At 67.4% G+C, this 26,001-nt stretch carries 13 protein-coding genes; 6 read left to right on the forward strand and 7 right to left on the reverse strand.

The window, feature by feature from the left end; all coding sequences use genetic code 11:
• Window positions 1–488 precede the first annotated feature (488 nt).
• From D7V88_RS08945 to D7V88_RS08960, 4 genes are all read left to right on the forward strand, one after another.
• Window positions 489–2,552, forward strand: coding sequence for a PrkA family serine protein kinase (locus D7V88_RS08945; RefSeq protein ID WP_120540196.1), 2,064 nt, complete (start codon window positions 489–491; stop codon window positions 2,550–2,552).
• Window positions 2,553–2,584: 32 nt separating this feature from the next.
• Window positions 2,585–3,694 (forward strand): DUF444 family protein, encoded by a 1,110-nt coding sequence (locus D7V88_RS08950; RefSeq protein ID WP_120540197.1) that lies wholly within the window; start codon window positions 2,585–2,587, stop codon window positions 3,692–3,694.
• Between the two features lie 50 nt (window positions 3,695–3,744).
• On the forward strand, window positions 3,745–5,238 hold the full coding sequence (locus D7V88_RS08955; protein WP_120540198.1) for a SpoVR family protein: 1,494 nt from the start codon (window positions 3,745–3,747) through the stop codon (window positions 5,236–5,238).
• A 90-nt stretch (window positions 5,239–5,328) separates the two neighbouring features.
• Window positions 5,329–6,519: a peptidoglycan DD-metalloendopeptidase family protein gene (locus D7V88_RS08960; RefSeq protein WP_208726184.1), complete on the forward strand. Its 1,191-nt coding sequence runs from the start codon at window positions 5,329–5,331 to the stop codon at window positions 6,517–6,519.
• 71 nt (window positions 6,520–6,590) lie between these two features.
• Here the strand turns inward: D7V88_RS08960 and D7V88_RS08965 are convergent, their stop codons facing one another.
• Entirely contained in the window at window positions 6,591–7,175 is a 585-nt protein-coding gene (locus tag D7V88_RS08965; RefSeq protein WP_120540200.1) for a DUF2378 family protein, read from the reverse strand.
• A 269-nt stretch (window positions 7,176–7,444) separates the two neighbouring features.
• Here D7V88_RS08965 and D7V88_RS08970 point away from each other — a divergent pair, with 269 nt between their 5' ends.
• Window positions 7,445–9,952: a glycogen/starch/alpha-glucan phosphorylase gene (locus D7V88_RS08970; RefSeq protein ID WP_120540201.1), complete on the forward strand. Its 2,508-nt coding sequence runs from the start codon at window positions 7,445–7,447 to the stop codon at window positions 9,950–9,952.
• Between the two features lie 61 nt (window positions 9,953–10,013).
• Here D7V88_RS08970 and D7V88_RS08975 read toward each other — a convergent pair whose 3' ends face one another.
• The 5 genes from D7V88_RS08975 to dnaE form a co-directional block, all read right to left on the reverse strand.
• A complete protein-coding gene (locus D7V88_RS08975; protein ID WP_120540202.1) occupies window positions 10,014–11,966 on the reverse strand; it encodes a M3 family metallopeptidase in 1,953 nt (650 codons plus the stop codon).
• Window positions 11,967–12,150: 184 nt separating this feature from the next.
• Window positions 12,151–13,185: a pyridoxamine 5'-phosphate oxidase family protein gene (locus tag D7V88_RS08980; protein ID WP_120540203.1), complete on the reverse strand. Its 1,035-nt coding sequence runs from the start codon at window positions 13,183–13,185 to the stop codon at window positions 12,151–12,153.
• 160 nt (window positions 13,186–13,345) lie between these two features.
• Entirely contained in the window at window positions 13,346–18,274 is a 4,929-nt protein-coding gene (locus D7V88_RS42970) for a lamin tail domain-containing protein (protein ID WP_158625045.1), read from the reverse strand.
• A 126-nt stretch (window positions 18,275–18,400) separates the two neighbouring features.
• The gene (locus tag D7V88_RS08990; protein WP_120540204.1) at window positions 18,401–19,204 is read right to left on the reverse strand and encodes an SDR family oxidoreductase; all 804 of its coding nucleotides are present in this window, start codon (window positions 19,202–19,204) and stop codon (window positions 18,401–18,403) included.
• 21 nt (window positions 19,205–19,225) lie between these two features.
• Window positions 19,226–22,771 (reverse strand): DNA polymerase III subunit alpha, encoded by a 3,546-nt coding sequence (dnaE, locus tag D7V88_RS08995; protein ID WP_120540205.1) that lies wholly within the window; start codon window positions 22,769–22,771, stop codon window positions 19,226–19,228.
• Window positions 22,772–23,019: 248 nt separating this feature from the next.
• Between dnaE and D7V88_RS09000 the strand changes: the two genes are divergently transcribed.
• A complete protein-coding gene (locus tag D7V88_RS09000) occupies window positions 23,020–25,122 on the forward strand; it encodes a sulfatase family protein (protein ID WP_120540206.1) in 2,103 nt (700 codons plus the stop codon).
• 15 nt (window positions 25,123–25,137) lie between these two features.
• On the opposite strand, the gene D7V88_RS09005 is transcribed toward D7V88_RS09000, so the two are convergent.
• Window positions 25,138–26,001: a pirin family protein gene (locus D7V88_RS09005; protein ID WP_120540207.1), complete on the reverse strand. Its 864-nt coding sequence runs from the start codon at window positions 25,999–26,001 to the stop codon at window positions 25,138–25,140.

Below are 26,001 nucleotides of genomic sequence, written 5' to 3' on the forward strand. Positions count from 1 at the left end.
CCCCGCCACGACGCCACTTCCCCGGGCAGCGCGGGATTCGCGCTGTTACGGACCCTTCCGAGCGGGACGGAATGCAGCACGGGCCATCACGCCGACATGTGGAGCGGACGGAGACGCCGCCCCACAGTGGGGGTTCCCTCGGACAGGGTGTCCTCCAGCAGGGGCCCAATCGTCGGGAAGTACGCGGTTGGGCGCGGTGGGACCCGACATCTCGCACCGGGGGGGCTCCTCCCAGCGCGGGCCAGGGTCCTTATAATCGAAGTGCCTTTTCACCCCGTGAAGGAGAGCGCTTTCTCTCCGACACGAGCTGACGCGCGGTCCCACTCCGCGGCGGGGTCCCGAAGGGGCGAGAGCTTCAGATTGTCGTCGCCTGGGACCTCATCGGGGTGGGTGTGGAATGGCCTTCCAGCCCTCCAGGTTCACCATGCTGGCTTCTCCGAAAAGGGCGCGACCGTTCGCGCTCCACCGGGTGGCTTCGAGGGAGAGACATGAAGGACGCTGAGAAGGGCTCGTGGGTCTCCAGAATCGCCGCGTTCCAGGATGTGAAGACCTACGCGGAACTCAATTGGGACGGCTCGTTCGAGGACTACCTCGAAATCGTCCGCAAGAACCCCAAGGTCACCCGCACCGCCTTCCAGAGGATCTACGACATGATCCTCAGCCACGGAAAGTCGGAGTACATCGACAACAAGAAGAAGCTGACGCGCTACCACTTCTTCAGTGACGAGCGCTTCGGTGGCCGTGACGCCATCTTCGGCCTGGACGTGCCGCTGATGAAGCTGGTGAACGTCTTCAAGTCCGCCGCCCAGGGCTACGGCACGGAAAAGCGCGTCATCCTCCTGCACGGGCCCGTGGGGTCGTCCAAGTCCACCATCGCCCGCCTGCTCAAGAAGGGCATGGAGGAATACTCCAAGGTCCCGGAGGGCGCCGCCTACACCTTCTCCTGGCTCACCGACAAGAAGCAGCCCGACGGCACGGTGACGAAGGAGAAGATGAAGTGCCCCATGAACGAGGAGCCGCTCAACCTCATCCCCAGGGAGTGGCGCCCGAAGATCCTCGCGGAACTGTCGCCGCCGGAGTCCGGCTACACCATTCCCAATGGCTGCGAGCTGTGCCCCGCATGCCGCTTCGTCTTCAAGGAGCTCATGACCGAATACAAGGGCGACTTCGCCCAGGTCATGAACCACGTCCACGTCAACCGGCTCATCTTCAGCGAGAAGGACCGCGTCGGCATTGGCACGTTCCAGCCCAAGGATGAGAAGAACCAGGACTCCACCGAACTCACCGGCGACATCAACTACCGGAAGATCGCCGAGTACGGCTCCGACTCCGACCCGCGCGCCTTCAACTTCGACGGCGAGTTCAACATCGCCAACCGCGGCATCATCGAGTTCGTCGAAGTGCTCAAGCTGGACGTCGCGTTCCTCTACGACCTGCTCGGCGCGTCGCAGGAGCACAAGATCAAGCCGAAGAAGTTCCCGCAGACGGACATCGACGAAGTCATCATCGGCCACACCAACGAGCCTGAGTACAAGAAGCTCGAAAGCAACGAGTTCATGGAGGCGCTGCGTGACCGTACGGTGAAGATCGACATCCCGTACATCACCAAGCTCACGGAGGAGGTGAAGATCTACGAGAAGGACTTCAACTCCCGCGCCATCAAGGGCAAGCACATCGCGCCGCACACGCTGGAGATGGCCGCCATGTGGGCCGTCCTCACGCGCCTGGAGGAGCCCAAGAAGCACAACCTGTCGCTCCTGCAGAAGCTCAAGCTCTACAACGGGAAGACGCTGCCCAACTTCACCGAGGACAACATCAAGGAGCTGCGCAAGGAGAGCGTGCGCGAAGGCCTGGAGGGCATCAGCGCCCGCTACATCCAGGATAAAATCTCCAACGCCCTGGTGAGCGACAAGGGCGAAGGCTGCATCAACCCCTTCATGGTGCTCAACGAGCTGGAAGCCGGCTTGAAGACGCACTCCCTCATCAACAACGAGGACGCGCGCAAGCGGATGAAGGAGCTGCTCACCACGGTGAAGCAGGAGTACGAGGACATCGTCAAGAACGAGGTCCAGCGCGCCATCAGCGCCGACGAGGACGCCATCGGCAAGCTGTGCGGCAACTACATCGACAACATCAAGGCCTTCACCCAGAAGGAGAAGGTCCGCAACAAGTACACCGGCATCTACGAGGTCCCGGACGAGCGCCTCATGCGTTCGATTGAAGAGAAGATCGACATCCCGGAGAGCCGCAAGGACGACTTCCGCGGGGAGATCATGAACTACATCGGCGCGCTCGCCGTGGAGGGCAAGACCTTCAACTACCGGACCAACGAACGGCTGCACAAGGCGCTGGAGCTGAAGCTCTTCGAAGACCAGAAGGACAGCATCAAGCTCAAGAACCTGGTGTCCTCCGTCGTGGACAAGGAGACCCAGGAGAAGATCGATCTGGTGAAGGACCGGATGATGAAGAACTACGGGTACTGCGAGATCTGCTCCACGGACGTTCTCAACTTCGTGGCCAGCATCTTCGCCCGTGGTGACGCGAAGGAGTAGCTCCGGACACCACACAGGGGAGACGTGCCGCCGTGACCTTGAAGATCCACCAGGACCACTCCCGCTTCAAACAGATCGTCCGCGGGAAGATCAAAGCCAACCTGCGCAAGTACGTGCAGAAGGGCGAGATGCTGGGCAAGAAGGGCAAGGATGCCATCAGCATCCCCATCCCCTTCATCGACATCCCGCGCTTCAAGTACGGCCACAAGGAGCAGGGCGGCGTCGGACAGGGAGACGGCGAGGTGGGTCAGCAGCTCGGCCCCGGGGCGGTGGAGCCCGGGGACGGGCATCAGGCCGGCCAGGGCGAGGGAGACCACGCCCTGGAGGTGGACGTCACCCTGGAGGAGCTGGCGCAAATCCTGGGCGAAGAGCTCCAGCTTCCACGCATCGAGCGGCGGCAGAGCGAGCGCATCGTCACGCAGAAGGTGAAGTACACGGGCGTCAACACCACCGGCCCGGAGTCGCTGCGGCACTTCAAGCGCACCTTCAAGCAGGCCCTGAAGCGGCAGATCGCCACCGGCACCTACAACCCGAAGATGCCGGTCATCATCCCCACGCGCGAGGACCGGCGCTACCGCAGCTACAAGCTGCAGGAGCTGCCGGACACCAACGCGGTCATCATCTACATGATGGACGTGTCGGGTTCGATGGGGGACGAGCAGAAGGAGATCGTCCGCATCGAGAGCTTCTGGCTCGATACGTGGCTCAAGCACCAGTACAAGGGCCTGGAGTCGCGCTACATCATCCACGACGCGGTTGCCCGCGAAGTGGACCGCGACACGTTCTTCCACACCCGTGAATCCGGCGGGACGATGATCTCCAGCGCGTACAAGCTGTGCCGGGAGATCATCCAGGCGGACTACCCGAAGAGCGCGTGGAACATCTACCCGTTCCACTTCAGCGACGGTGACAACTGGAGCGCGGACGACACGCGCCAGTGCATTGAAATGCTGCGCAACGACATCCTCCCGCAGGTGAACCAGTTCGCCTACGGCCAGGTCGAGTCCCCCTACGGCAGCGGGCAGTTCATCAAGGACCTGCGCGAGGCGGTGGGTGACACGAACAACGTGTCGTTGAGCGAGATCGCGGACAAGGACGCCATCTACGCGTCCATCAAGGACTTCCTCGGCAAGGGCCGCTGAAGCGGTCGTTCATTCCCAATCGGAGCAACCTTCAGCGGAGCACCCGTCCGATGCCCAAGAGCCTGACACCCCGCCTCGCGTCGCTGCGGGACGAAATCCACGGCTATGCCAAGGAATTCGGCCTGGATTTCTTCGACACCGTCTTCGAGATGGTCAGCTACGACGAGATGAACATGGTCGCCGCCTACGGCGGCTTCCCTACCCGCTATCCCCACTGGCGCTGGGGCATGGAGTACGAGCAGTTGGCGAAGGGGTACGAGTACGGGCTCTCCAAAATCTACGAGCTCGTCATCAACAACGACCCTTGCTACGCCTACTTGATGGAGAGCAACCCGGAGGTGGACCAGAAGCTGGTCATGTCCCACGTCTACGGGCACTGCGACTTCTTCAAGAACAACTTCTCCTTCCGGCACACCAACCGCCGGATGATTGACGACATGGCCAACCACGCCACCCGCGTCCGGCGCTGGGTGGACAAGATTGGCGTGGAGAAGGTGGAGGACTTCATCGACCGGACGCTGTCGCTGGAGAACCTCATCGACCAGCACGCGCCGCACATCCGCCGCAATCCCGACCCGCAGCGCGCGGAAGAGGAGCTCAAGTCCAACGAGCGCGTGGAGGGCTTCAAGGTCAACCGCGAGTACATGCGCGGCTACATCAACCCTTCGGAGTTCCTGGACTCGCAGCGCAAGCACTCCGAGGACGAGAAGGCGCAGCGCAAGCGCTTCCCGGAGCGCCCGCAGCGGGACGTGCTGTACTTCCTGCTGGAGCACGCGCCGCTGGAGCCGTGGGAGGTGGACATCCTCTCCATCCTGCGCGACGAGGCGTACTACTTCGCGCCGCAGGGCCAGACGAAGATCATGAACGAGGGGTGGGCCAGCTACTGGCACTCCACCATCATGACCCGCCGGGCGCTGCGCGATGATGAGATCATCGACTACGCGGACCACCACTCCGGCACCATGGGCGTGCGCCCCGGCGCCATCAACCCCTACAAGCTGGGCATCGAGCTGTGGCGGGACATTGAAGACCGGTGGAACAAGGGCAAGTTCGGCAAGGAGTGGGACGAGTGCGACGACCTGCGCGCCCGCCAGTCCTGGGACAAGAAGCTGGGCGCGGGCCGTGAGAAGATTTTCGAGGTCCGCAAGCACTACAACGACATCACCTTCATCGACACATTCCTCACCGCCGAGTTCGCCATCCAGCAGAAGCTGTTCGTGTATGGCTTCAACGAGAAGCGCAACTCGTGGGAAATCCTCGACCGCGAGTTCCGCAAGGTGAAGAACAAGCTGCTCACGTCGCTCACCAACTTCGGGCAGCCCATCATCGAAGTGGTGGACGGCAACTACGAGAACCGCTCGGAGCTGCTGCTCGCGCACAAGCACGACGGGCAGGACCTGAAGGGCGACTACGCGCGGGAGACGCTGCGCAACCTCCAGAGCCTCTGGCGCCGGCCGGTGAACATCGTCACCCGCTACGACGGCAAGGGCGCCCTCCTGCGCTTCGACGGGCAGCACCATTCGGAGAAGAAGGTGGAACTGTAGGTCTGGGTGCACCAGCAGGCAGGCGGACAGGCGGGTGAAGCCGGAAGTTGGGCGGAGGTGCAACAGTCCTCTACACTCCTGTCCGCCCTCATGAAGACCGCCTCCCTCCTGTGCCTCGCCGCCCTCGGGGTGGCTTCGACGTCGGAAGCCGCCACCCAGTTCGAAATCAAGAACCGCCGCATCGAGCCGCGTCAGACGCTGGCGGGTGCGCTGCACGAAGCGGCGCTGCCCGACGCGCAGGTGGAAGCGGTCATCGCGGCGCTGGAAGGCGTGTTCGACTTCCGCCGCTCCCGCGTGGGCGACCAGTTCCGGCTGGTGATGCGCAACGGTGAGCTGGACTTCTTCGACTACCGCCAGAGCACCGTGGACGAGTGGCAGGTGCGCCGCGACGGGGAGAAGTACGTCGGCAGCAAGCGCTCCATCGAGGTGGAGAAGCAGGTGTCGCTCGTCTCCCTGGAGATCAGCACGTCCCTGTATGACGCGACGCTGGCGGCCGGCGAGGACCCGTCCATCGGCCTGGTGCTGTCGGACGTGTTCGCGTGGGACATCGACTTCTACCGGGACGTGCGCAAGGGCGACAAGGCGAAGGCCCTGGTGGAGAAGTTCGTCTCCAAGGGCCGCGTGCTGCGCTACGGCGAGGTGCTGGCGGCGACGTACGAAGGCGGCCTTGTCGGCAACAAGCGCGTGTTCCGCTACGTGCTGCCCAACGGCGAGGCGAACTTCTTCCAGGAGGACGGCGCCAGCGCCAAGAAGACCTTCCTCAAGAGCCCGCTGAAGTACGCGCACGTCACCAGCAGCTTCGGGTCGCGCTTCCACCCGGTGCTCCAGTACGTGAAGAACCACAACGGCGTGGACTACGGCACGCCCATTGGTACCCCGGTGTGGGCCGTCGCGGACGGCACCGTGGTGTCGGCGGGCAACGCGGGCGCCGCGGGCAACATGGTCGTGCTGCGCCACGCCAACGGCATGGAGACGCAGTACATGCACCTGTCGCGCTTCGGGGACGGCGTTCGCTCCGGCACGCGCGTGCGGCAGAAGCAGGTGATTGCCTATTCGGGCAACACCGGCCGCTCCACCGGGCCGCACCTGCACTTCGGCCTGAAGCGCAGCGGCACCTACGCCAACCCGCTCACCCAGAAGTTCCCCCGCGCGGATCCGCTTCCCAAGGAGCTGACGGGCGACTTCCTCGCCAAGGCGCACGACATGGCCCAGCAGTTGGATGCCGTCTCCGTGGCCGCCGTCGCGGGCAAGGCGGCGCCTCCGGCGGGCGGCGCGAAGTAGCCTCCGCGCGAAAGCCTCGCGTCACCCCGGGCCCCTCTTCCTTCACCGGAAGGGCGGGCCCGACGTGTTTCTCAGTCCCACTCGATGAGGTATTCGGATTCGCCCAGGGACAGCTCGGTGCCGCGCACCTGGCCCTCGCGCTGGACGGCGGTGAGGGCCCCGCCGAGGATGCCCTCGTGCACCTGCACGGGCAGCAGGTCGTCCCGGAAGAGCAGCCGCACGCGCTTGTCGCCCAGGGGCTGGTACTCGCGCTGCCCGTAGCTCACCGCGGTGGCGTAGGACGTGGGCGCGTTGCTGTAGATGCGCTTGGGGTCGTTGCCCAGGGTGAGGCGCAGGAGCGTCTGCCCCACCGTGGATTCGAAGAAGGTTCCGCAGATGGCGCCGCCACACGCGCGCAGGGCCGCGTCGTGCGTGCCGAACTCGGGCTGGAGCGCCTCCGCCGCGAAGGACAGCAGGCGCAGGAAGTCCACCGCCGGGTACGAGAAGAAGTCCACCGGGTTGCGCTGCAGCAGCGGCGCGCGCAGGCGCTCAGCAGTGTCGCGCCCCAGGTGCGTGCGCGTCAGGTGCAGCACCGCCGCGAAGCTCAGCCCCCGCACCGTGTCCCCTGGACGGGTCAGGGCGATGCGCTGCTCGAGATCAATCACGGGGGAAGCCATTCACTTCCGTTCTACCCCAACTTCCCGCGCTGACAGGCCCTTCGCGAGCATGGCTCGCACGGCCGCCCCTGCCTGGGTTCAGCCCGCATCACGGCGGGTCCCCGAGCACCTTCCCTCCCTGGAGGGGGGAGCGGCCAACCCGGGGGAGGGCTCCAGCTTTCCTGTCCCTGGGCGGGCCCGACGCGATACCCTCACGTCCGAATGCGCCATCGTCCCAACGATGGCGTCAGAAGTACCCACCCCTTCGCGACCTCCGAGACGACCGACTCATGGCTCCTCCCGCCTCCGCGCGCCCCGCCCCGCCCCCGCCCACCACCTCGGGTACGCCCGAAGACAGCGGCCGCACCGGACTCGACGCGGCCAGCGTCCGTCGCGGCTTCTTCGAACACGTGCGTTATTCGCGCGGCAAGAACCCGGAGACGGCCACCCCGCACGACCGCTTCATGGCCCTGTCCCTGGCGGTGCGCGACCGCCTCACCGACCGTTGGGTGAAGACGGCGCGCACCTACTACGAGCAGGACGTCAAACGCGCCTACTACCTGTCCGCCGAATACCTGCTGGGCCGCGCGCTGGGCAACAACCTGCTCAACCTCAACATGTACGAGTCCGCCGCGTCCGCCATGCAGGAGGTCGGCGTGGACCTGACGCAGTTGTTGGAGATGGAGCCGGACGCGGGCCTGGGCAACGGCGGCCTGGGACGGCTGGCGGCGTGCTTCCTGGATTCGCTGGCGACGCTCGGCTACCCGGGCATGGGCTACGGCATCCGCTACGAGTTCGGCATCTTCTCCCAGGACCTGGTGGAGGGACACCAGGTGGAGCGCGCGGACGAGTGGCTGAAGTTCGGCAACCCGTGGGAAATCGTCCGGCCGGAGAAGGCCGTGCCGGTGCGCTTCTTCGGGCGCGTGGAGCACCACCAGGGCCCGGATGGCCGGCCGGTGGCGCGCTGGGTGGGCGGAAAGACAGTCATCGGCGTGCCGTACGACACGCCGATCGCGGGCTACGGCAACAACACCGTCAACACGCTGCGGCTGTGGCAGGCGCGCGCGAGCGCCGAGTTCGACCTGCTGCTGTTCAACGCGGGTGACTACGAGCGGTCGGTGGTGGAGAAGAACGACTCAGAGGTCATCTCCAAGGTCCTCTACCCCAACGACGCGTTCCAGGCCGGCAAGGAGCTGCGCCTCAAGCAGCAGTACTTCTTCGTGGCGTGCTCCATCGCGGACATCGTCCGGCGCTACCTGAAGAACCACAGCGACTTCCGCGACTTCTCCCGCAAGGTCGCCATCCAGCTCAACGACACGCACCCGGCCATCGGCGTGGCGGAGCTGATGCGCGTGCTGGTGGATGAGAAGCAGTTGCTCTGGGACGAGGCGTGGTCCATCACCCAGGAGACGTTCGGCTACACCAACCACACGCTGCTCGCGGAGGCGATGGAGCGCTGGCCGGTGTCGCTGTTCGAGCGCCTGCTGCCCCGCCACCTGGAGATCATCTTCGAGATCAACCAGCGCTTCATGCGCCAGGTGCAGATCCGCTACCCGTTCGACGTGGAGAAGCAGCAGCGGATGAGCCTGGTGGAGGAGGGCCCGGAGAAGAAGATCCGCATGGCCCACCTGGCCGTCGTGGGCAGCCACAGCATCAACGGCGTGGCCGCGCTGCACACGGACCTGCTGCGCCGCGACGTGCTGCCGGACTTCGCGACCATGTATCCGGAGCGCTTCAACAACAAGACCAACGGCGTGACACCGCGCCGGTGGCTGGCGTGGTGCAACCCGCGCCTGTCCAAACTCATCACCAGCCGCATCGGTGAGGGGTGGGCCACGGACCTGGACCAGTTGACGAAGCTGGAGGCGCACGCGGAGGACCCGGAGTTCCGCAAGGCGTTCCGCGAGGTGAAGCGCGCGAACAAGGTGGACCTGGCCAACCACGTGCGCGACCTGCGTTGGGTGCAGCTCAACCCGGACGCCATCTTCGACGTGCAGATCAAACGACTGCACGAGTACAAGCGGCAGCTCCTGGACGCCATCCACATCGTGGCGCTGTGGATGAAGGCGCGCCGCGAGCCGTCCAGCGTCGTGCACCCGCGCGCGTTCCTCTTCGGCGCGAAGGCGGCCCCGGGCTACCACCTGGCGAAGCTGACCATCCGGCTCATCAACGGCATCGCGGAGGTCGTCAACAGCGACGCGGGCACCACGGGGTTGCAGGTGGTGTTCGTGCCCAACTACCGGGTGAGCCTCGCGGAGCGCATCATCCCGGCGGCGGACGTGTCCGAGCAGATTTCGACGGCGGGCTGGGAGGCCTCCGGCACGGGCAACATGAAGCTGATGCTGAATGGCGCGCTGACGCTGGGCACGCTGGACGGCGCCAACGTGGAGATCCGCGAGGCGGTGGGCGACGAGAACTTCTTCCTCTTCGGCCTCACCGCGGACGAGGTCATCGCGCGCAAGAAGGCCGGCTACCGGCCGCGCGAGGTGTACGACTCCAACACGGAGCTGCGCGAGGCGTTGGACCTCATCCGCTCCGGCTTCTTCTCCCCCGAGGACCGCAACCTCTTCCAGCCGCTGGTGGACAGCCTGCTGGACGAGGACCGCTACCTCGTGCTGGCTGACTTCGCCGCGTACAGCTCCAAGCAGGAAGAGGTCGTGCGCGCGTACCAGGACCAGGAGGGCTGGTCGAAGAAGTGCATCATCAACGTGGCCCGCGCGGGCATCTTCTCCTCCGACCGCACCATCAAGCAGTACGCGGAGGAGATCTGGAACGTGAAGCAGACGCGGGTGGAGTGACGCCCTGAAGCACCGGGCGCGGGCGGCCTCCCTCGGCCGCCCGCCCCGTACAGCCTGCGGCTTACGCGGCCTTGTTGAGCCAGGCCTCGTAGGCGCGGAAGTCGTAATCGCGTCCCAGGAAGTGGTTCACCAGGTGCGCGGCGTCATCGGAGCCACCCGGCTCCAGCACCGCGCGCCGGTACGCCTGCGCGGGCGCGGGGTTGAGCAGGCCCTGCTCCTGGAACACCGTGAAGAGGTCCTTCGCGATGACGAGCGACCACATGTACGTGTAGTAGTTGGACGAGTACCCATCCAGGTGCCCGAAGGTGAGGTGGAAGTACGTGCCCTCCAGGTATGGGAAGGGGATGTACTGGCCCTGGAGTTCGCGCACGAGCGCGGTGGCGTCCAGGCCCTTCGGGTCGCGCCGGTACAGCTCCAGGCTGAGCGCCGCGTAGAACATCTGCTGGCGCACGAAGAGGCCCTTGCCGAACTCATCCGCGCGGAGCATGCGCTCTATCAGCTCCGCGGGCAGCGCTTCGCCCGTCTGGTAGTGCTTCGAGAAGGTCTGCAGGCACGTCACGTCGCGCGCCCACTCCTCCAGCATCTGCGACGGCGCCTCCACGAAGTCCCATTCGGTGCGCACGCCGGACAGGCCCGCCCAGCGCGTGTGGCCTCCGAAGATGTGGTGCAGCAGGTGGCCGAACTCGTGGAAGAAGGTCTCCACGTCACCGTGCTGCATCAGCGCGGGCTCCGCGCCGGGCTTGGGGAAGTTGCAGATGAGCGCGCCTTCCGGCAGGCGGTGCCCCGTCTTCCCGCTGGTCAGCGTGAACTGCGCCGCGTGCTTGTACTTGTCCGCGCGCGGATGCATGTCCAGGAAGAAGCGGCCCTTGAGCGTGGCGCCTTCGTAGACATCAAACACCTCCACGTCCGGGTGCCACACCGGCACGTCCTTCACCGGGCGGTAGGTGACGCCGAAGAGGCGCGCGGTGAGATCCAACACGCCCTGCTTCACGCGCGTGTACTCGAAGTAGGGGCGCACCGTCTGCGAGTCGAAGGCGTACTGCTCCGCCTTCACGCGGTCATCCAGGTAGCCGGAGTCCCAGGGCTCCACCTGCGTGGCCTGGGGCTCGTCCTTCTTCTTGCGCTCCAGCAGCACCTGGTAGTCCGCATTCATGCGGCTTTCCGCGGCGGTGGAGATCTTCTGGATGAAGTCCCGCGCGGCGTCCGCGGTGCGCACCATCTTGTCCTCGGTGGCGTAGGCGGCCCAGTGCGGATAGCCCAGCAGCGTCGCCAGCTCGTGGCGGCGGGCGACGAGCCGGCCCAGCACGTCCACGTTGGCGGGATGGCCGCGCTGGCGGTTGGCGCGCCAGAGCTGCTCGCGGGCCTTGCCGTCGCGCGCGTAGGTGAGGAAGGGCACCAGGTCCGGGTAGTCGGTGGAGATGCGCACCTGACCGTCCGGGCCCGGGGCATGCGCGCGCGCGTAGTCCTCCGGCAGGCCGTCCAGCGCGGACGGGGGCAGCGACACCGTGCGGGTGTCCTGGCTGATGTTGCGGCTGAACTCCTGGCCGATGCGGATGAGCTCCTCCTGGAGCGCCTTCACCTTCGCGCGGGTGGCCTCGTCGCGGTCCACGCCAGCGCGGCGGAAGTCGCGCAGCACCTTCTCCATCCACTTGTGCGTGGACGCGTCCTCGCCGGACAGGTCCACGGCGGAGAGGACGTCGTAGACGCCCCGGTCCATGCGGATCTCGTTGGCGAGGTTCTCGATGGACTGCTCGGCGGCCTCCGCCGCTTCCCGCAGGGCCGCTTCCGGATGGGTGTGGCGCACGACGCTGGCGCGCGCGGAGGCGTCGTCGAGCGCGGCGGAGGATTCGTCGTAAAGCTCCAGCACCTCGCGCGGAGGCGTCTTCGCGGGCAGGGACTTGAGGCGCGCGATGCCGGCGCGGGCGCGCGCCAGGGCGCCCTCACTCGCGCGGCGGAAATCCTCCGGCGGGCAGGTGACATGGCGGGCGGCGTCGGGGACCAGGGGCTCGGACACGGGAAGGGCTCCTCTCAAGCCGTGGGTGGCGGAAAGGGCTCAAAGCTAATGCGCCCCGCACGCCCGGGCAGCATCCGTGTGAAGGCGGTGGGTCCTTTGTCGGGCACGGGTGGCCATCCCCTGCCCCGTTCCTTCGGGGACCGGACAGTCGGACGGCCCGTGGAGCGGGGGCGCCCCACCCTTCTCAGTAGAGGTTCCGCTTGTAGTCCTGGGTCAGGGCCCAGCTCATCATCCGTTTGGTCGCGAGCGCGCGAAGGGTGGCCGCGGCGGCGCCACGCTGTGGGCTCTGTCTGACGTGGTCGATGAACACGTCGGCCATCCGTGGCAGTTGGTCCGCGGGAACATGGTGCGAGGCGTCCCAGAGTCCGGCATGGAGGACGGCCGGACTGGCGCGCAGGCGTGCTTCGTGGGGTTCGAGCAGCAGGGCGATCTTCGGCACCTTGGTCGCGACCTCCATCGAAGCGAGCAGCCCAGGGTCCGTGGTGAGGGAAGCGACCCCGGAGAGCTCCAGCTCGCGCGCCTCCCCGGGCACCAGGGCCAGGATCGCGACCCGGGGTTGTTCAAGCAGGTTGTGGAACGTGTCCGTGCGGCGGTTGCCCGGCCTGTCGGCCACCGCCACCCGGCCTCCGTCGAGCCGCAGGAAGCCCGGGGGATCGCCTTTCGGGCTCACATCCGCGTGGCCCTGCGCATCCCACGAGGCCACGACGACGAAGGGCACACGGGAGAGCCAGTCCCGCACGGAGGCATCGCTCAGGGGGCCCGGCGTCACGGGGCCAGGCGATGTCGGGGCGACGGGCACCGGCGGCTTCCAGAACGCCGAGCGCATCAGCGCCTTCGCGCAATGCACGAACGTCTCTTCCACGGTAACGAGCAGGGTGTTGCCTTCGAGCGTCGCGCATCCATTCACGCGAAGCGTCTCCCCCAGTCCGGGGATGAGGAACAGGAGGCCGCACCCCACCGTGGGATTGAGCGAGATGGGTTCATGCAGCTCAAGTCGCAGGTGCGTGGAGTCCACCACCGTGGCGAAGCCCCTGGGCCCGCCCACGCTCGACAGCCGCGCCCTTCCCTCCTCGTCGATGAAGCCCAGGAGCGCGAACGAGGAGACCGAGAGCAGCCGGACGCAATGCGCATCCAGGGCCTCCAGCGACTTCATCATCACCCCGAACGGGCGCGAACCGACGAGCCGCTCCAACGCCTCGACCGACTGGACCTGGGACATGACCAAAGCATGCCATACTGATTTTGATTCGCAACTTCATCTAGACATAAGCTAGGCCTCCCGTCAGGACGAGTGCCGATGGGCGCATCGAAACGGCGGAGGCCGCCCCGGCGTGGTGCCGTGAGCGGCCTCCTGGGACTTCGGGGGTACGGCGGAGGTTTCAGTAGAACTCGAGCGGGCTCGCGGAGTTCTGCGGCTGCCGTGCCGCGCGGACCACGAAGTCCACGGAGTTGTTGTCCGTGTCCTGCCCATTGCCGCGCGAAGCGTCCGCGCCGCCCACGGCCATCGTAGCGGAAGTGGACGAGGACACGGCCTTGCGCTCCAGGCTTCCACCCACCGCCGGATGGGACGGGGCGGCGGAGCCTTCCGGTTGATTGCCGGTGCCGTAGCCAAGCTTGTCCACGTCGACGAAGACCGTGCCGGACAGACGCTGGAGACGGATGTGACCGCCAGCCGTCGTGGAGGCCGACGTGTCGGCGGCATACGTGGCGTCGGATGCGATGCCTCCCGAGAAGTTGGCGCCCGTCAGGAGGAAGTAGCCGTGGGCGCGCAGGACCTTGCCGGCCGCGAGGGTGGCGATGACGCTGTAGGAGGCCCCGGTGGCTGACTTGTAGCTCACCTGCCAACCCGACAGGTCCACGTCCGCGTTCGTCGGGTTGTAGAGCTCGACGAACTCATCCGTCGCCCCGGTGCCCGAACCGTTGCCCCCGCTGAACTCGCTGATGACCACGTGGTTCGTCAGCGGCGGCTTCACCGTCACCGAGCCGTACGTTCCCAGCGGCGGCACGGTGGTGCCGTTCTGATCGCAGTACACCCACGGCGCGCCCGCGTCCGTGAACCGGTAGCGGAAGCCGTAACGGTAGGTGCCGGCCGTGGGGATGCTCAGTGACGCCTTCATCTCGTCGTTGTTGGAGCTCGACGGGGCGTAGCCCACGTTGGGGGTCGCAGACGTCCAGGTCCAGCCCGCCGGATTGGTCGCGTCCGTTCCGTAACCCAGTTGCGCCTCGATGCGCGGGTAGAAGTCGTTGCCCGTCTGGTTCCGGGTGGTGACGTCGAAGCTGTAGAACTGGCTGAAGATGTCGTAGGCGACGTTGGGGGCGATGCTCGCCGGGTAGTCGGTGCCGGACGGGAACGTCTTCGGGTACTGGATGGCGCAGTAGTTCAGCGGCTTCTCGACGCTCAGCCCGCAGTCGTCGTTGGGCTCATGCGGCGTTCCACGGTCACCGCCCGACAGGCTTCCGGTTGAATCACACCAGTACCAGGGCCGGGCGCTGCCCTCCGTGCCGATGATGCTGGACGCGAGGCTCATCGCTCGGCCGGTCGTCTGCGGGAAGGCGTTCGTGTAGCTCAGGCTCGTAACGGTCGTCGTCCCCTGCTGGAGGGTGATGGAGCCGGTGTTGTCCATGAACACATCCAAGCCGTACGAGTCGTTCGCGTACACGCCTCCGTTCCTCCCCGGGTGCGCGTCCTGCGCGAGCACCACCCGGTCGCCCGGAGCCACCAGCAGCCCGAGGCCATGCTGCACCGTGAAGCCAGAGGTCCCGCCCACGCTGTCCACGAAGGACACCACCATGGAGTGCAGGTTCAGCAGCTTCGCGCTGACGTTGGTCAGCTCCAGGTACTCGGTCGTCCCAACGGACGGCGAGTGCATCACCTCTGAAATGGCCAACTCCCCCGCGCCCGGAGGCGGCGCCGTGGCGCACGCCGCCGCGTAACAGACGGCATTCGCGCCGGGGCAGGCCAGGAGTTCCATTTCGCCGTCCTGGCAGGTCGGCATGCCCGACACCACCACGCACACCGACGTGAAGATCTCCAGGGACGTGCCGTCCTCCGCGCAGTACGGAGGAAGAGGCGTGCATACGTGGCCGTCGCAAGGGTTGGTGGTGCTGGCGCTCGCGGTGGCGAGCGCGCTGCCGTTGCCCGCGCCGTCGAAGGTCTTCAGCGCGAAGAAGTACGTCGTCGCCGCATCCAGGCCGGAGACGGTGAAGGACTCCGCCGTGCCCGGAGCCTGGGGCGCGGACACGCCCGTCGCCGCCGTGGCCGCGTCGAAGTTCGCGTCGGTGATGGCCGCCTTGGCGTAGCGCACCTCGTAGCGCGTCGCCGTGCCCAGGTCGCCGTCGTCGCCCGGGGACGCCCAGTCCAGGCGGATGCTGGAGCCGGACGGCGCGCTCGCCGCGAAGCCCTGCGCGACCGCCGGGGCCACCGCGTCGGTGATGACCAGGTCGTCGGACGTAGCGACCGCCAGGGCGTCCGCGTCAGCCTCGAATCGATACGTGCCGTCGTCGTTCACGATGAGGCCGGCGAAGGTCGCCACGCCATCCACGGTGGTGCTGGTGGGGTTCGCCTGGGAGAAGCTGCCGCCCGCGAGCGCCAGCGTCACGTCCGTCGGGATGTCGCTGACGGTGTTGCCATACGCATCCCGCAGCGCCACCTGCACGTCCGCCAGCGCCTGCCGCACCAAACCCGTGGTGGGCGCGGAGACGAACACCAGGGTGTCGATGTCCGCCGGCACGATGGAATAGGTGTGCGTGCCCTTCAGCGCCGCATCCACCACGTCCTGCGCGACGACCTCCTGGGCTCCAGAGGTGAACAGCTCCACGCTGAACGTGTGCCGGCCCTCGTCCACCAGGGTGAACGTGTAGGCGCCGGGCAGCACCGCCTGACCATCCGAGGACGTGAACGTCACCGTGGAGGCGTAGTCCTTCGCGACGTTGCCGTAGGTGTCACGCGCCACCAGTTCGTAACTCAGCGCATGCCCCGCGACGAACGGGCCGGCCTCCGCGATGACCTGGAAGGACACGGCCGACGTGGAGCGCACGTCGGCGTCCACCGTGGCGGTGAGGGCCGGCGTGACGGTGTCCGTGGCGGTGAGCGACTGCGTCCCCGCCGTCTTGAACACCACGCCCGTCAGGTGCTTCTGCCCCCGGTCCGCCGCCGTGAAGGTCGTGTCCGGAGGCAGCACCGCCTGCGCATCCGAGGACGTGAAGTGCACCGTGCCGGTGTAGTCCAGCAGCAGGTTGCCGAACGCGTCCGTCAGCGCCACGCTCACCTCGACCGCGCTGCCCGCGTCGAGCGGATCATTGAAGGGCGACAGCACCAGCTCCGCCGCCGGTCCCGCGCGCACGGTGAAGGCGTTGCTCGTCTGGCTGAGCGACCCCGCCGTGGCGGTGAACTTGAACGTGTCCGCCGTGTCCACGCGCAGGTCCTGGAACGTGGCCACGCCGTTGACCGCCGCCACCGTCACCGCCGCGAAGGAGGGCTGCCCCACCAGCGTCAGCGTCACCATGGTGGTCGCCGTGGGGACGACATCCCCGCGCGCGTCCTGGAGCGCAACGCGCACGTCCGCGAGCGCCGTGCCCGCCGTGCCGTCAGTCGGCTGCATCACGAACACAAGCTGCGTCACCTGCGGATCCGCCGTGGACACCGCCAGGCTGTCCGACCGCGTGGCGTTGCCCCGCTTGTCCGTCGCCTTCAGCGCCACGTGGTACGTCGTGCCCGCCGCGAGCCCCGTCAGCGTCGCGGACTGCACCGAGCCCGGAGGCACCGGGCTGCCAGTGGTCACCAGCGTGCCCGCCTCGAAGTCCGCGTCCGTGGTGATGGGGGCCGTCGCGTAGCGCAGCTCCTGCGCCGTCAGCGTGCCCTGGGTGCCGTCATCGCCCACGCCCGTCCACTGCACGGTGAGGCCCGTCTCCGTCGCCGCCGTCTGCGTCAGCACCGGCTTCGCGGGCGGCACGTCGTCCACCACCTCGATGTTGGCGCTGTTCGCATCCGACATCCCGTCCGCGAAGGCGACCAGGTGCGTGGTGCCATGGCCTGCCACGCTCAGCGTCGTGAACGTCGCGACACCCTCCACCGGCACCGCCTCCGGCGTGCCCGACAGCGTGAACCCCGCCTGCGGCAGCGACAGCTTCACCGTCGGCGCGCTCACCCTGGCCGGGTTGCCGAAAGCGTCCTTCAACTGGACCTCCACGGTGCCCAGGGGCTCGCGCGTCGATACGCGCGTGGGCTGCTGCGTGAAGACGAGCAGCGTGGGAGGCCCGGCAACCACGTCCACCGTCAGGGTGAACGCGATGGCGCTCGTGCCGTCGTCAATCATCAGCCGCTGGCTTCCGGCGGTCTGGAAGGTGACGCCCGCGAAGGTGTGCGTTCCCTCGTCCGCGGCCGTGTACACATGGCCAGCCGGCAGCGTCGCGGCGGCGTCCGTGGACGTCAGCGTCACCGTGCCCGTGTAGTCCGTCACCGTGTTGAAGTACGCGTCCTGCACCGTCACCTGGAGGTCCTGCCCCACGCCCGCCACCACGGACTCCAGCAGCGTGTTGTAGGCCAGGGCCGCCGGTACGTTGGGGACCACCTTGAAGAAGGTGCTCGCGGCCGGCTCGAAGCCGGGGGCGCTCGCGATGAAGTGGTAGTTGGCGCCCGCCCGCTTCAGCACCACGTCCGGGAAGGTGGCCACGCCGCTCACCGCCGTCACCGTCAGCAGGCCCTCCGGGAAGACGACACCCCCGGAGCCCAACGACAGCGTCACCTCCGCCGTGGCGTCGGAGATGGGGTTCCCGTTGGCGTCCTGGAGGACGACCTCCAGGCCCGGAAGCGGTACGCCCGCCACGCCATCCGCCAGGGCCTGTCGGAACGCGAGCCGCGACGCCGTGGGATCGATGAACGCCACCGTGGCGGAGGCGGTGAGCGCCACCGTCTTCCCGTCCACGTCCTTCACCGACGCCGTCACCGTCTTCACGCCCGTCGCCGTCGACGTCACCCTCGCTTGCGTCTCGCCGGTGATGCCCGTCGGCTCCGGCTGCGCCACGACGGAGGCACCGTCGCCCTCCACCGTCACCGTCACCGCGCGCCCGGACATCCGCGAGCCGTCCTTGCGCAGCACCGTCACCGTCACGGTGGCTGCGTCCTGGCCGTTCGCGAGCACCCCCGAGGGCCGGTCCACCGCCACCGTGGAGGCCGCCGCGTCCACCACGCCCTCCACCATGGGCGGAGGCTTCGGGGGCGTTCCAGGATCGCTACAGCCCAGCGACAGACCCAGACACAGCACGCTCAAACCCAGACAGCGGGCGAGCAGTTCAATACGTGGGGACATGGAGGTCTCCGTCCAGCGGGACACCTCCGCGCGGCAGGAACTGCCTGCGCGGGGTGCACCACTTTCTAGCAGACATCCCCCGGCCTCACGAAAGTGAGGCCGGAACATTGCAGCTCAACTGAATGATCAGCCGTTCATCGCCTGGAGGAGCGCGGCGCCGCCCAGCAGGGACTGGCCGCCGTCACACACCATGATGGCGCCGGTGATGAAGGACGCCGCGTCCGAGGACAGGAACAGGGCCAGCCGGGAGATGTCCTCCGGGGTGCCGAAGCGCTGCAACGGCAGGGCCTCCGCAAGCTTTTGCCGCGAATCCACGGAAGGCGCGAGTCGGCTCATGCCTTCGGTCCCTTCGATGGGGCCGGGGGTGATGGCATTGACGCGCACGCCCGCGCCGCCCCACTCGATGGCGAGCACGCGGGTGAGCATGTCCACGCCGGCCTTGGCGGCGCACACGTGGGCCTGCATGGCCATGGGCAGGTACGCCTGGGGCGCGGAGATGGTGATGACGGACGCGCCCGGCTTGCGCAGGTGTTCGAAGGCGGCGCGCGACACGTTGAACGTGCCCAGCACGTCGATGTCCATCACCGCCTTGAAGCCATTGGAGGACATGCCCAGCGCGGGCGCGGGGAAGTTGCCGGCGGCGCCGCACACCAGGATGTCGATCTCACCGAACGCGTCCCGCACCTGCTGGAGGGACTTCTCTACGGACGCGTAGTCGCGCACGTCGGCGGCCACGCCCATCGCGGCGCCGTGGGCCTGGAGGCCCTTCACCGCGCCCTCCAGCTTCTCCACGTTGCGGCCGTTGATGGCCACCTTCGCGCCCGCCTTCACGAACGCGGTGGCGATGCCGAGGTTGATGCCACTGCTGCCACCGGAGATGAAGGCCGTCTTGCCGTTGAGCAGCCCGTCCTTGAACACGCCATCCGCCATGGAGTCGCTCCTTCTTTCAAATCAGCCGAACTCCACGACCTTCTGCCCGAAGAGCCGGTCCACCGCGAGCAGCAAGTCATCATTCACCTGCACCTTGAGCGTGGTGCCGGAGATGTGCGCTTCGGCCTCCCCGGGGAACAGGACGCTCACGGCCACTGGCGTCGCGCCGGCGTACTTCTTCGCCAGCTCGTTGAGCTTCGCCAGCCGCTCCTCGGTGACGACGTCCGCGGGCAGGCGCAGCTCCAGCCGCTTGGTGCGCTTCTCCCGCACGGACTTGAGGCTCTGGATGTCGTCGACGATGAGCTCCGCGGTGGGCGTGTTCTCGTCGCGCTGGGAAATCTGCACGGTGCCCGTCACCAGGATGGGGTCGTCCGACTTGAGCAGGTGCTCCCACTGCTCATAGCCCGGCTTGGGGCCCTGCTTGGACCACTTGCCGTCCTTGCCCATCACGTTGCGCGTGCCGTCCTTGCCCGGGAAGCACACCAGCTCCGTGGAGCCGGACAGGTCTTCAATGGTCACCCACGCCATGCGCTTGCCCGTCTTGGTGGGGCGTTCGCGCAGCACGGTGATGATGCCCGCCACGGTGAGCTTCTCGTCGCGGCGCGCGCGCTGCACGGCGGTGATGGGCCGCGCGTAGCGCTTCAATTCCTTCTCGTACTGATACAGCGGGTGACCGGACACGTAGAAGCCGATGGACTCCTTCTCGAAGGCCAGGCGCTCCTTCTCCGGCCACTCCTCCACCGCCGCGTAGTCGTCCTTGAGGCCGGTGCCAGCGGTGGCCGGTCCGGTGAGCATGCCGAACAGCGAACTCTGGCCGGCGGCCCGGTCCTTCTGGCTGGCGGAGCCGCGGTTCATCGCGCGCTCGATGGTCTCAAAGAGCTGCGCGCGGGGACGCTTCTCGAAGTCGAAGGAGCCCGCCTTCACCAGCGCCTCCAGCACCTTGCGGTTGACGCGGCGGCCGTCCACGCGCTCGCAGAAGTCGAAGAGGCTCTTGAAGGGGCCTTCCTTGCGCGCCTCCAGGATGGACTCGATGGCGCCCTCGCCCACGCCCTTGATGGCGCCCAGCCCGAAGCGGATCTTCCCCTCCACCGCACCGAAGGCCAGGTCTGACTGGTTCACGTCCGGCGGCAGCACCTGCGTGCCCGACTCGCGGGCCTCGCCGATGTGCTTCACCACCTTGTCGGTGTTGTCCTTCTCGCTGGTGAGAAGGGCGGCCATGAATTCGCACGGGTAGTGGGCCTTGAGCCACGCCGTGTGGATGGTGACCAGGCCGTACGCCGCGGAGTGGCTCTTGTTGAAGCCGTACTCGGCGAACTTCTCCATCAGGTCGAAGATTTCGCCCGCGACCTTCAGGTCTACGTTGTTGGTCTTGCAGCCCTCCATGAAGCCGGCGCGCTCGGCTTGCATGACCTCGGCCTTCTTCTTGCCCATGGCGCGGCGAAGCAGGTCCGCGCGGCCCAGGGTGTAGCCACCCAGGACCTGCGAAATCTGCATCACCTGCTCCTGGTACACGATGACGCCGTAGGTGTCCTTGAGGACGGGCTCCAGGTTCGGGTGCGGATACGACACCTTCTCCCGGCCGTGCTTGCGGTTGATGAAGACGTCCACCATGCCGGCGTCCAGCGGACCCGGGCGGTACAGCGCGCCCGCGGCGATGACGTCTTCGAAGCAGGACGGCTTGAGCTTCATCACCATTTCGGTGAAGCCGCTGGACTCCATCTGGAAGACGCCGGCCGTGTCGCCCTTGGCCATCAGCGCCCACATGCTTTCATCGGTGAGCGGGATCTCGTGCCGCTTGATGTCCTTGCCGTGGTTGCGGTTCACCAGGTCCAGCGCGTGCTGGATGACGGTGAGCGTCTTCAGGCCCAGGAAGTCGAACTTCACCAGGCCCGCGGCCTCCACCTCGTCCTTGGCGAACTGGGTGATGAGGATCTTCTCGCCCGGGGGCGAGTACACCGGCACGAACTCCCACAGCGGCTTGTCGGCGATGACGACGCCGGCCGCGTGCATGCCGGGCTGGCGGTGCAGGCCCTCCAGCGCGAGCGCGATTTCGAGCACGTCCTTCGTGGTGACGGGGTTGCCCTCCACCTCACCGATGTTCGAAGGCTTCTCGATCATCTCCTTGAGGCGAGGCTCCATTTCGATGGCCTCCTTCAGGGAGATGTTGAGGACTTCCGGGACGAGCTTCGCGATGCGGTCGCCTTCGCTGAAGGGCAGGCCGAAGACGCGGCACACGTCGCGCAGCACGCTCTTGGCCTTGAGCGAACCGAACGTGATGATCTGCCCCACGTTCATCTCGCCGTACTTGCGGCCCACGTACTTGATGACCTCGTCGCGCCGGTCCTGGCAGAAGTCGATATCGAAGTCCGGCATCGACACGCGCTCCGGATTGAGGAAGCGCTCGAAGAGGAGGTTGTACGGGATGGGATCCAGGTCGGTGATGCGCAGCGCGTAGGCCACCAGCGACCCTGCGCCGGAGCCTCGGCCCGGGCCCACCGGGATGTTCTGGGCCTTCGCCCAGTTGATGAAGTCCTGGACGATGAGGAAGTAGCCGCTGAAGCCCATGCGCTGGATGACGCCCAGCTCCAGGGTGAGGCGGTCTTTGTACTGCTGGTGGTCGATGGGGTACTGGTGCTTGAGCTCCTCGAAGCGCTGGCGCAGGCCCTCGTAGGACAGCTCCGCCATGTAGGAGTCCGGGGTGTGGCTGTCGGGCACCTTGAACGTGGGGAGCATGGGCTTGCCCAGCTTCAGCTCCACGTTGCACTGCTCGGCGATGCGCTGGGTGTTGTGGACGGCCTCGGGCGTGTCCTTGAAGAACTCCAGCATCTCCGTGGGGCTCGTCACGTAGAGCTTGTCGGTGGAGTGGCGCAGGCGCTTGCTGTCCGCGAGCGTCTTGCCGCTGGCGATGCACATGAGCAGTTCGTGCGCCCGGGCGTCCTCGCGCTTGATGTAGTGCGCGTCCGCGGTGGCGACGAGCGGGACGTCGATGTCGCGCGAGAGCTGCTTGAGGTTCTCGTTCGCCTTGTCCTGTTCGGGCATCCCGTTGGATTGGATCTCCAGGAAGAACTGCCCGGGCTCGAAGATGTTCTTGTACTCGGTGGCGGCGCGGCGGGCGTGGTCCATGTCGCCGCGGAAGCACGCGCTCGTGACTTCACCGCCCAGGCACGCGGTGAGCCCGAAGAGGCCCTTGCTGTGCTTGGCGAGCACTTCCTTGTCGATGCGCGGGTGGTAGTAGAACCCGTTCATGTACGCGGTGGAGGACAGGTAGCGCAGGTTCGCGTAGCCCTCCTCGTTCTTCGCCAGGAGGATGAGGTGGTGGGCCACCTTCTCCGAACGGTCCTCGCGTCCCTTGGGGCCGGCAACGTAGGCCTCCAGGCCGAGGATGGGCTTGATGCCGGCGTCCTTCGCCTTCTTGTAGAAGTCGATGGTGCCGAACATGTTGCCGTGGTCCGTGACGGCCACGCTCGACATGCCCTTTTCCTTCACCGTCTTGATGAGGTCCTTCATCCGGATCGCCCCATCGAGCAGCGAATAGAGGGTGTGCAGGTGAAGGTGGGTAAAGGACATAAGCGTCAGGTTCCCGGAGTGAAGAAGGAGGCGCCTGAACACTAGAGCCCGCACCCCCTGCTCGCCAGTCCAGTGACAGGGCCTCCGGCATTCGGAGGACCTCCCACGTCCAGGGGAGCGGATGTCCGGTCTGGAAAACACCCGGAGCGGAATCGAGGCTTCCTCGCCGTCCGGGCGTGTTGATTCCAACCCGCATCCCCTCCTCCCAGGGGTGCCGGGCGTGGGATTCGTGCCCACGCTGCCCCAGGATGCCCGCCACCACCGCCCGTCCACCGACGCTCGCCCGTGCCCTCCTGCTGGGCTGCCGGGCAGGCCTGCTCGTCTTCCTGGCGCTCTACACGCTGTGTGCCCTGCTGAACATGCAACTGGGTTACCAGGGCAACGAGAGCAGCATCGTCACCACCTGGGTGTGGACCGAGTGGCGCGACGTGGTGCTCTGGCAGGTGGCCCGGCTGCTCGCGGCGTACTGCACGGTGGGCCTGGTGCTGGGGGCGCTGCTGGGGGCCGGGCTGTGGGCGGCCCAGCGCAGCCGGCGCGCGGTGTTCTGGGGCAGCGGCCTGGGGTGCCTGGTGGTGGAGGGGATGCTGGTGCTGGGCGACATGGCGCGGCATCCGCACGTGTACGCGGCGACGCTGTATGCGCGCTCGGAGGTGACGGCGGCGCTGCTCCGGGGTGTGAGCGGGACACAGCCTTCGGGTTGGTACATGGCGGCGCTGGTGCTGCCGGTGTTGAGCGTGCTGGCGGTGGTGGCGCGGGGGCTGGCCGAGACGCCGCGCTGGCGCGGTGTGATGGGCGGGACCGCGGCGGCGGTCGTGGTGGCGGGCTTCACCGGCCTGGGCCTGACGCGGGCGGGGAATGGCGCGGACGCTTCGACGCCAGCGCGGCCGAACCTGCTCATCCTGGCGTCGGATGGGCTGCGGCCCGACCACCTGTCGGGCAACGGGTACTCGCGGGCCACGTCACCGAACATCGACCGGTTGATGGACGAGGGCACGCGCTTCGATGACACGGTGGTGCAGGTGCCGCGCACCGCGCCGTCATGGACGACGCTGCTGACGTCGCAGTGGGCGGGCGAGCACCCGGTGACGCACACGCTGGTGGGCCGCGAGGCGCGCGAAGCGAAGCTCACCACGCTGGCCACGGTGTTGAAGGCGCAGGGCTACCGCACGGCGGTGGTGGCGGACTACGCGGGTGACCACTTCTCCCGCTTCGATTACGGCTTCCATCACGTGTCCGCGCCGGACTTCCGCTTCCCGGACCTCATCCGTCAGCGGATGCTCATCACCAACGTGGCGCTGCTGCCGTGGACGGCGCTGGCGCCGGGGCTGTTTCCGGAGCGGGGCCAGTTTCCAGAGCTGACCGACCCTGCCCCCTTGCGAGCGCGGGTGCGTCGCACGCTGGAGGGACTGCCGGAGGACAAGCCGTTCGCGTTGGTGGTCTTCGCGTCGTCCACGCACTTTCCCTACGCCGCGCCGTGGCCGCAGGAGGGCCGGTTCGTGGAGCGGGGCTACCGGGGGCCGTGGCGCTTCGGCGCGACACCCCGGATGGAGGTGGATCCGGAAGCGCCCGCGACCACGCCCGAGGACGTGACGGCGCTGGGCGCGAACTACGATGCGGGGGTGCGCACGTTCGACGGGTTCGTGGGGAGCCTGCGCAGGGACCTGGAGCGGCGCGGGCGGTGGGACGACACGCTTGTGGTGCTGCTGTCCGACCATGGCGAGCACCTGGAGGACGAGGGCCTGGGACAGGGCCATGGTGACCACCTGTGGGGACGCTCGGCGCTGCGCATCCCCTTCGTGGTGCGGCTGCCCGGACAGGTCGCGGCGGGGCGCACGGTGACGCAGCGGGCGCGTTCGCTGGATGTGGCGCCCACGTTGCTGGACCTGCTGGGCGTGAGCGCGCCGGAGTCCTTCCGGGGCCGCTCGCTCGCATCATTGGCTCGACCTGGACCGGAGCCTCGACCGCTGCCGGATGTGCCCGCGCTCATCGAGACGGACCTGTGGTTCAGCGACCGCGACGGGCAGCCGTACCAGACCGTGCGCATCCCCTACCCGTGGATCTACGAGACGGCCACGGTGGAGCGGGACACGGGAGAGATTTCACTCAAGCCCGAGTGGGAAGGCACCGTGCTGCGCGCGCGGCACCGGGGGCTGTACCTGGGACGGTGGAAGCTCCTGGAGCTGCCCACGCCAGAAGGGGTGGTGGTGCAGCTCTTCGACGTGGTGGCGGACCCCGAGGAGAAGCGTGATGTGGCGGAGGACTTCCCCAACGTGGTGACCGCGATGCGCGCGAAGCTCGCGGCGGAGCTGCCGGATCCGTTCGAAGCATCACGGAACCCGGCGGTGCGTTGAGGACCCAAGCGGACGCTATCTCGGAGGTGGGGCCGAGTAGCGGCCGGAGCGGTATTCGCCCATCACCCGCAGGATGTCCTCCCGGGTGTCTCCGATGAACGGACCGTGGCTGACCAGCGGATCCCCCTGGGGCTGTCCGGCGTACAGCAGCGCCCGTGCCCGGGTGGTTCCGGTGATGCGAATCGAGCTGTCCCCACCGGACTTCGGACGGTCCAGCCAGCCCACCTGTCCGGGCCGCAGCGCCCTGCCCTCCGGGCCCACCGCGACCTCTCCCTCCAGGACGTAGAAGAAGCCGTTGTACGAAGCGGGCAGGTCCTGCTCGATGCTCGCGCCGGGCTCCAGCAGGAACTCAGCGAGGGTGACGGGCACGTAGTTCTTCGTCTCCGACCGCACGGCGCCCGAGCTGCCGCTGTACAGCCGGACCTCCACCCCGGGCTCGCGCCGGACCGGGAGCGCGGCGTAGGGAAGGTCCTGGTAGCTGGCGGGGACCCAGCGCTGCGCCCTGGGCAGCGTCAGCCACAGTTGGAGGATCCGCCCTTCGCCCGCGGAGTCCAGCCCTTCGCCATGGATGACCCCGCTGCCGGCCGTCATCCACTGAGCATCACGCTCGCCCAGCCGCCCACTGTCGTGGGCCATCCCGCCCTTCTCCACGAGCGTCACCGTCTCGAAGCCGGCGTGCGGGTGCGGCCCGCCGATGGGCTTGCCGTTGATCCGGTCGTCCATCAACAGGATGAACGGATCCGACGAGGCGTAGTCCTCCGGCGAGATGACCGGCACCACCGTGTGCGCGGGCCCGAACTGCCCCGGCATCGGAGCGGGCAGGTCGATGATCCGGCCCAGGCGACGCTCCACTGTCTGCTGTTGTTTCAGGTTCGTCAT

It is taken from the genome of Corallococcus terminator, assembly GCF_003611635.1.
Taxonomy (GTDB): domain Bacteria; phylum Myxococcota; class Myxococcia; order Myxococcales; family Myxococcaceae; genus Corallococcus; species Corallococcus terminator.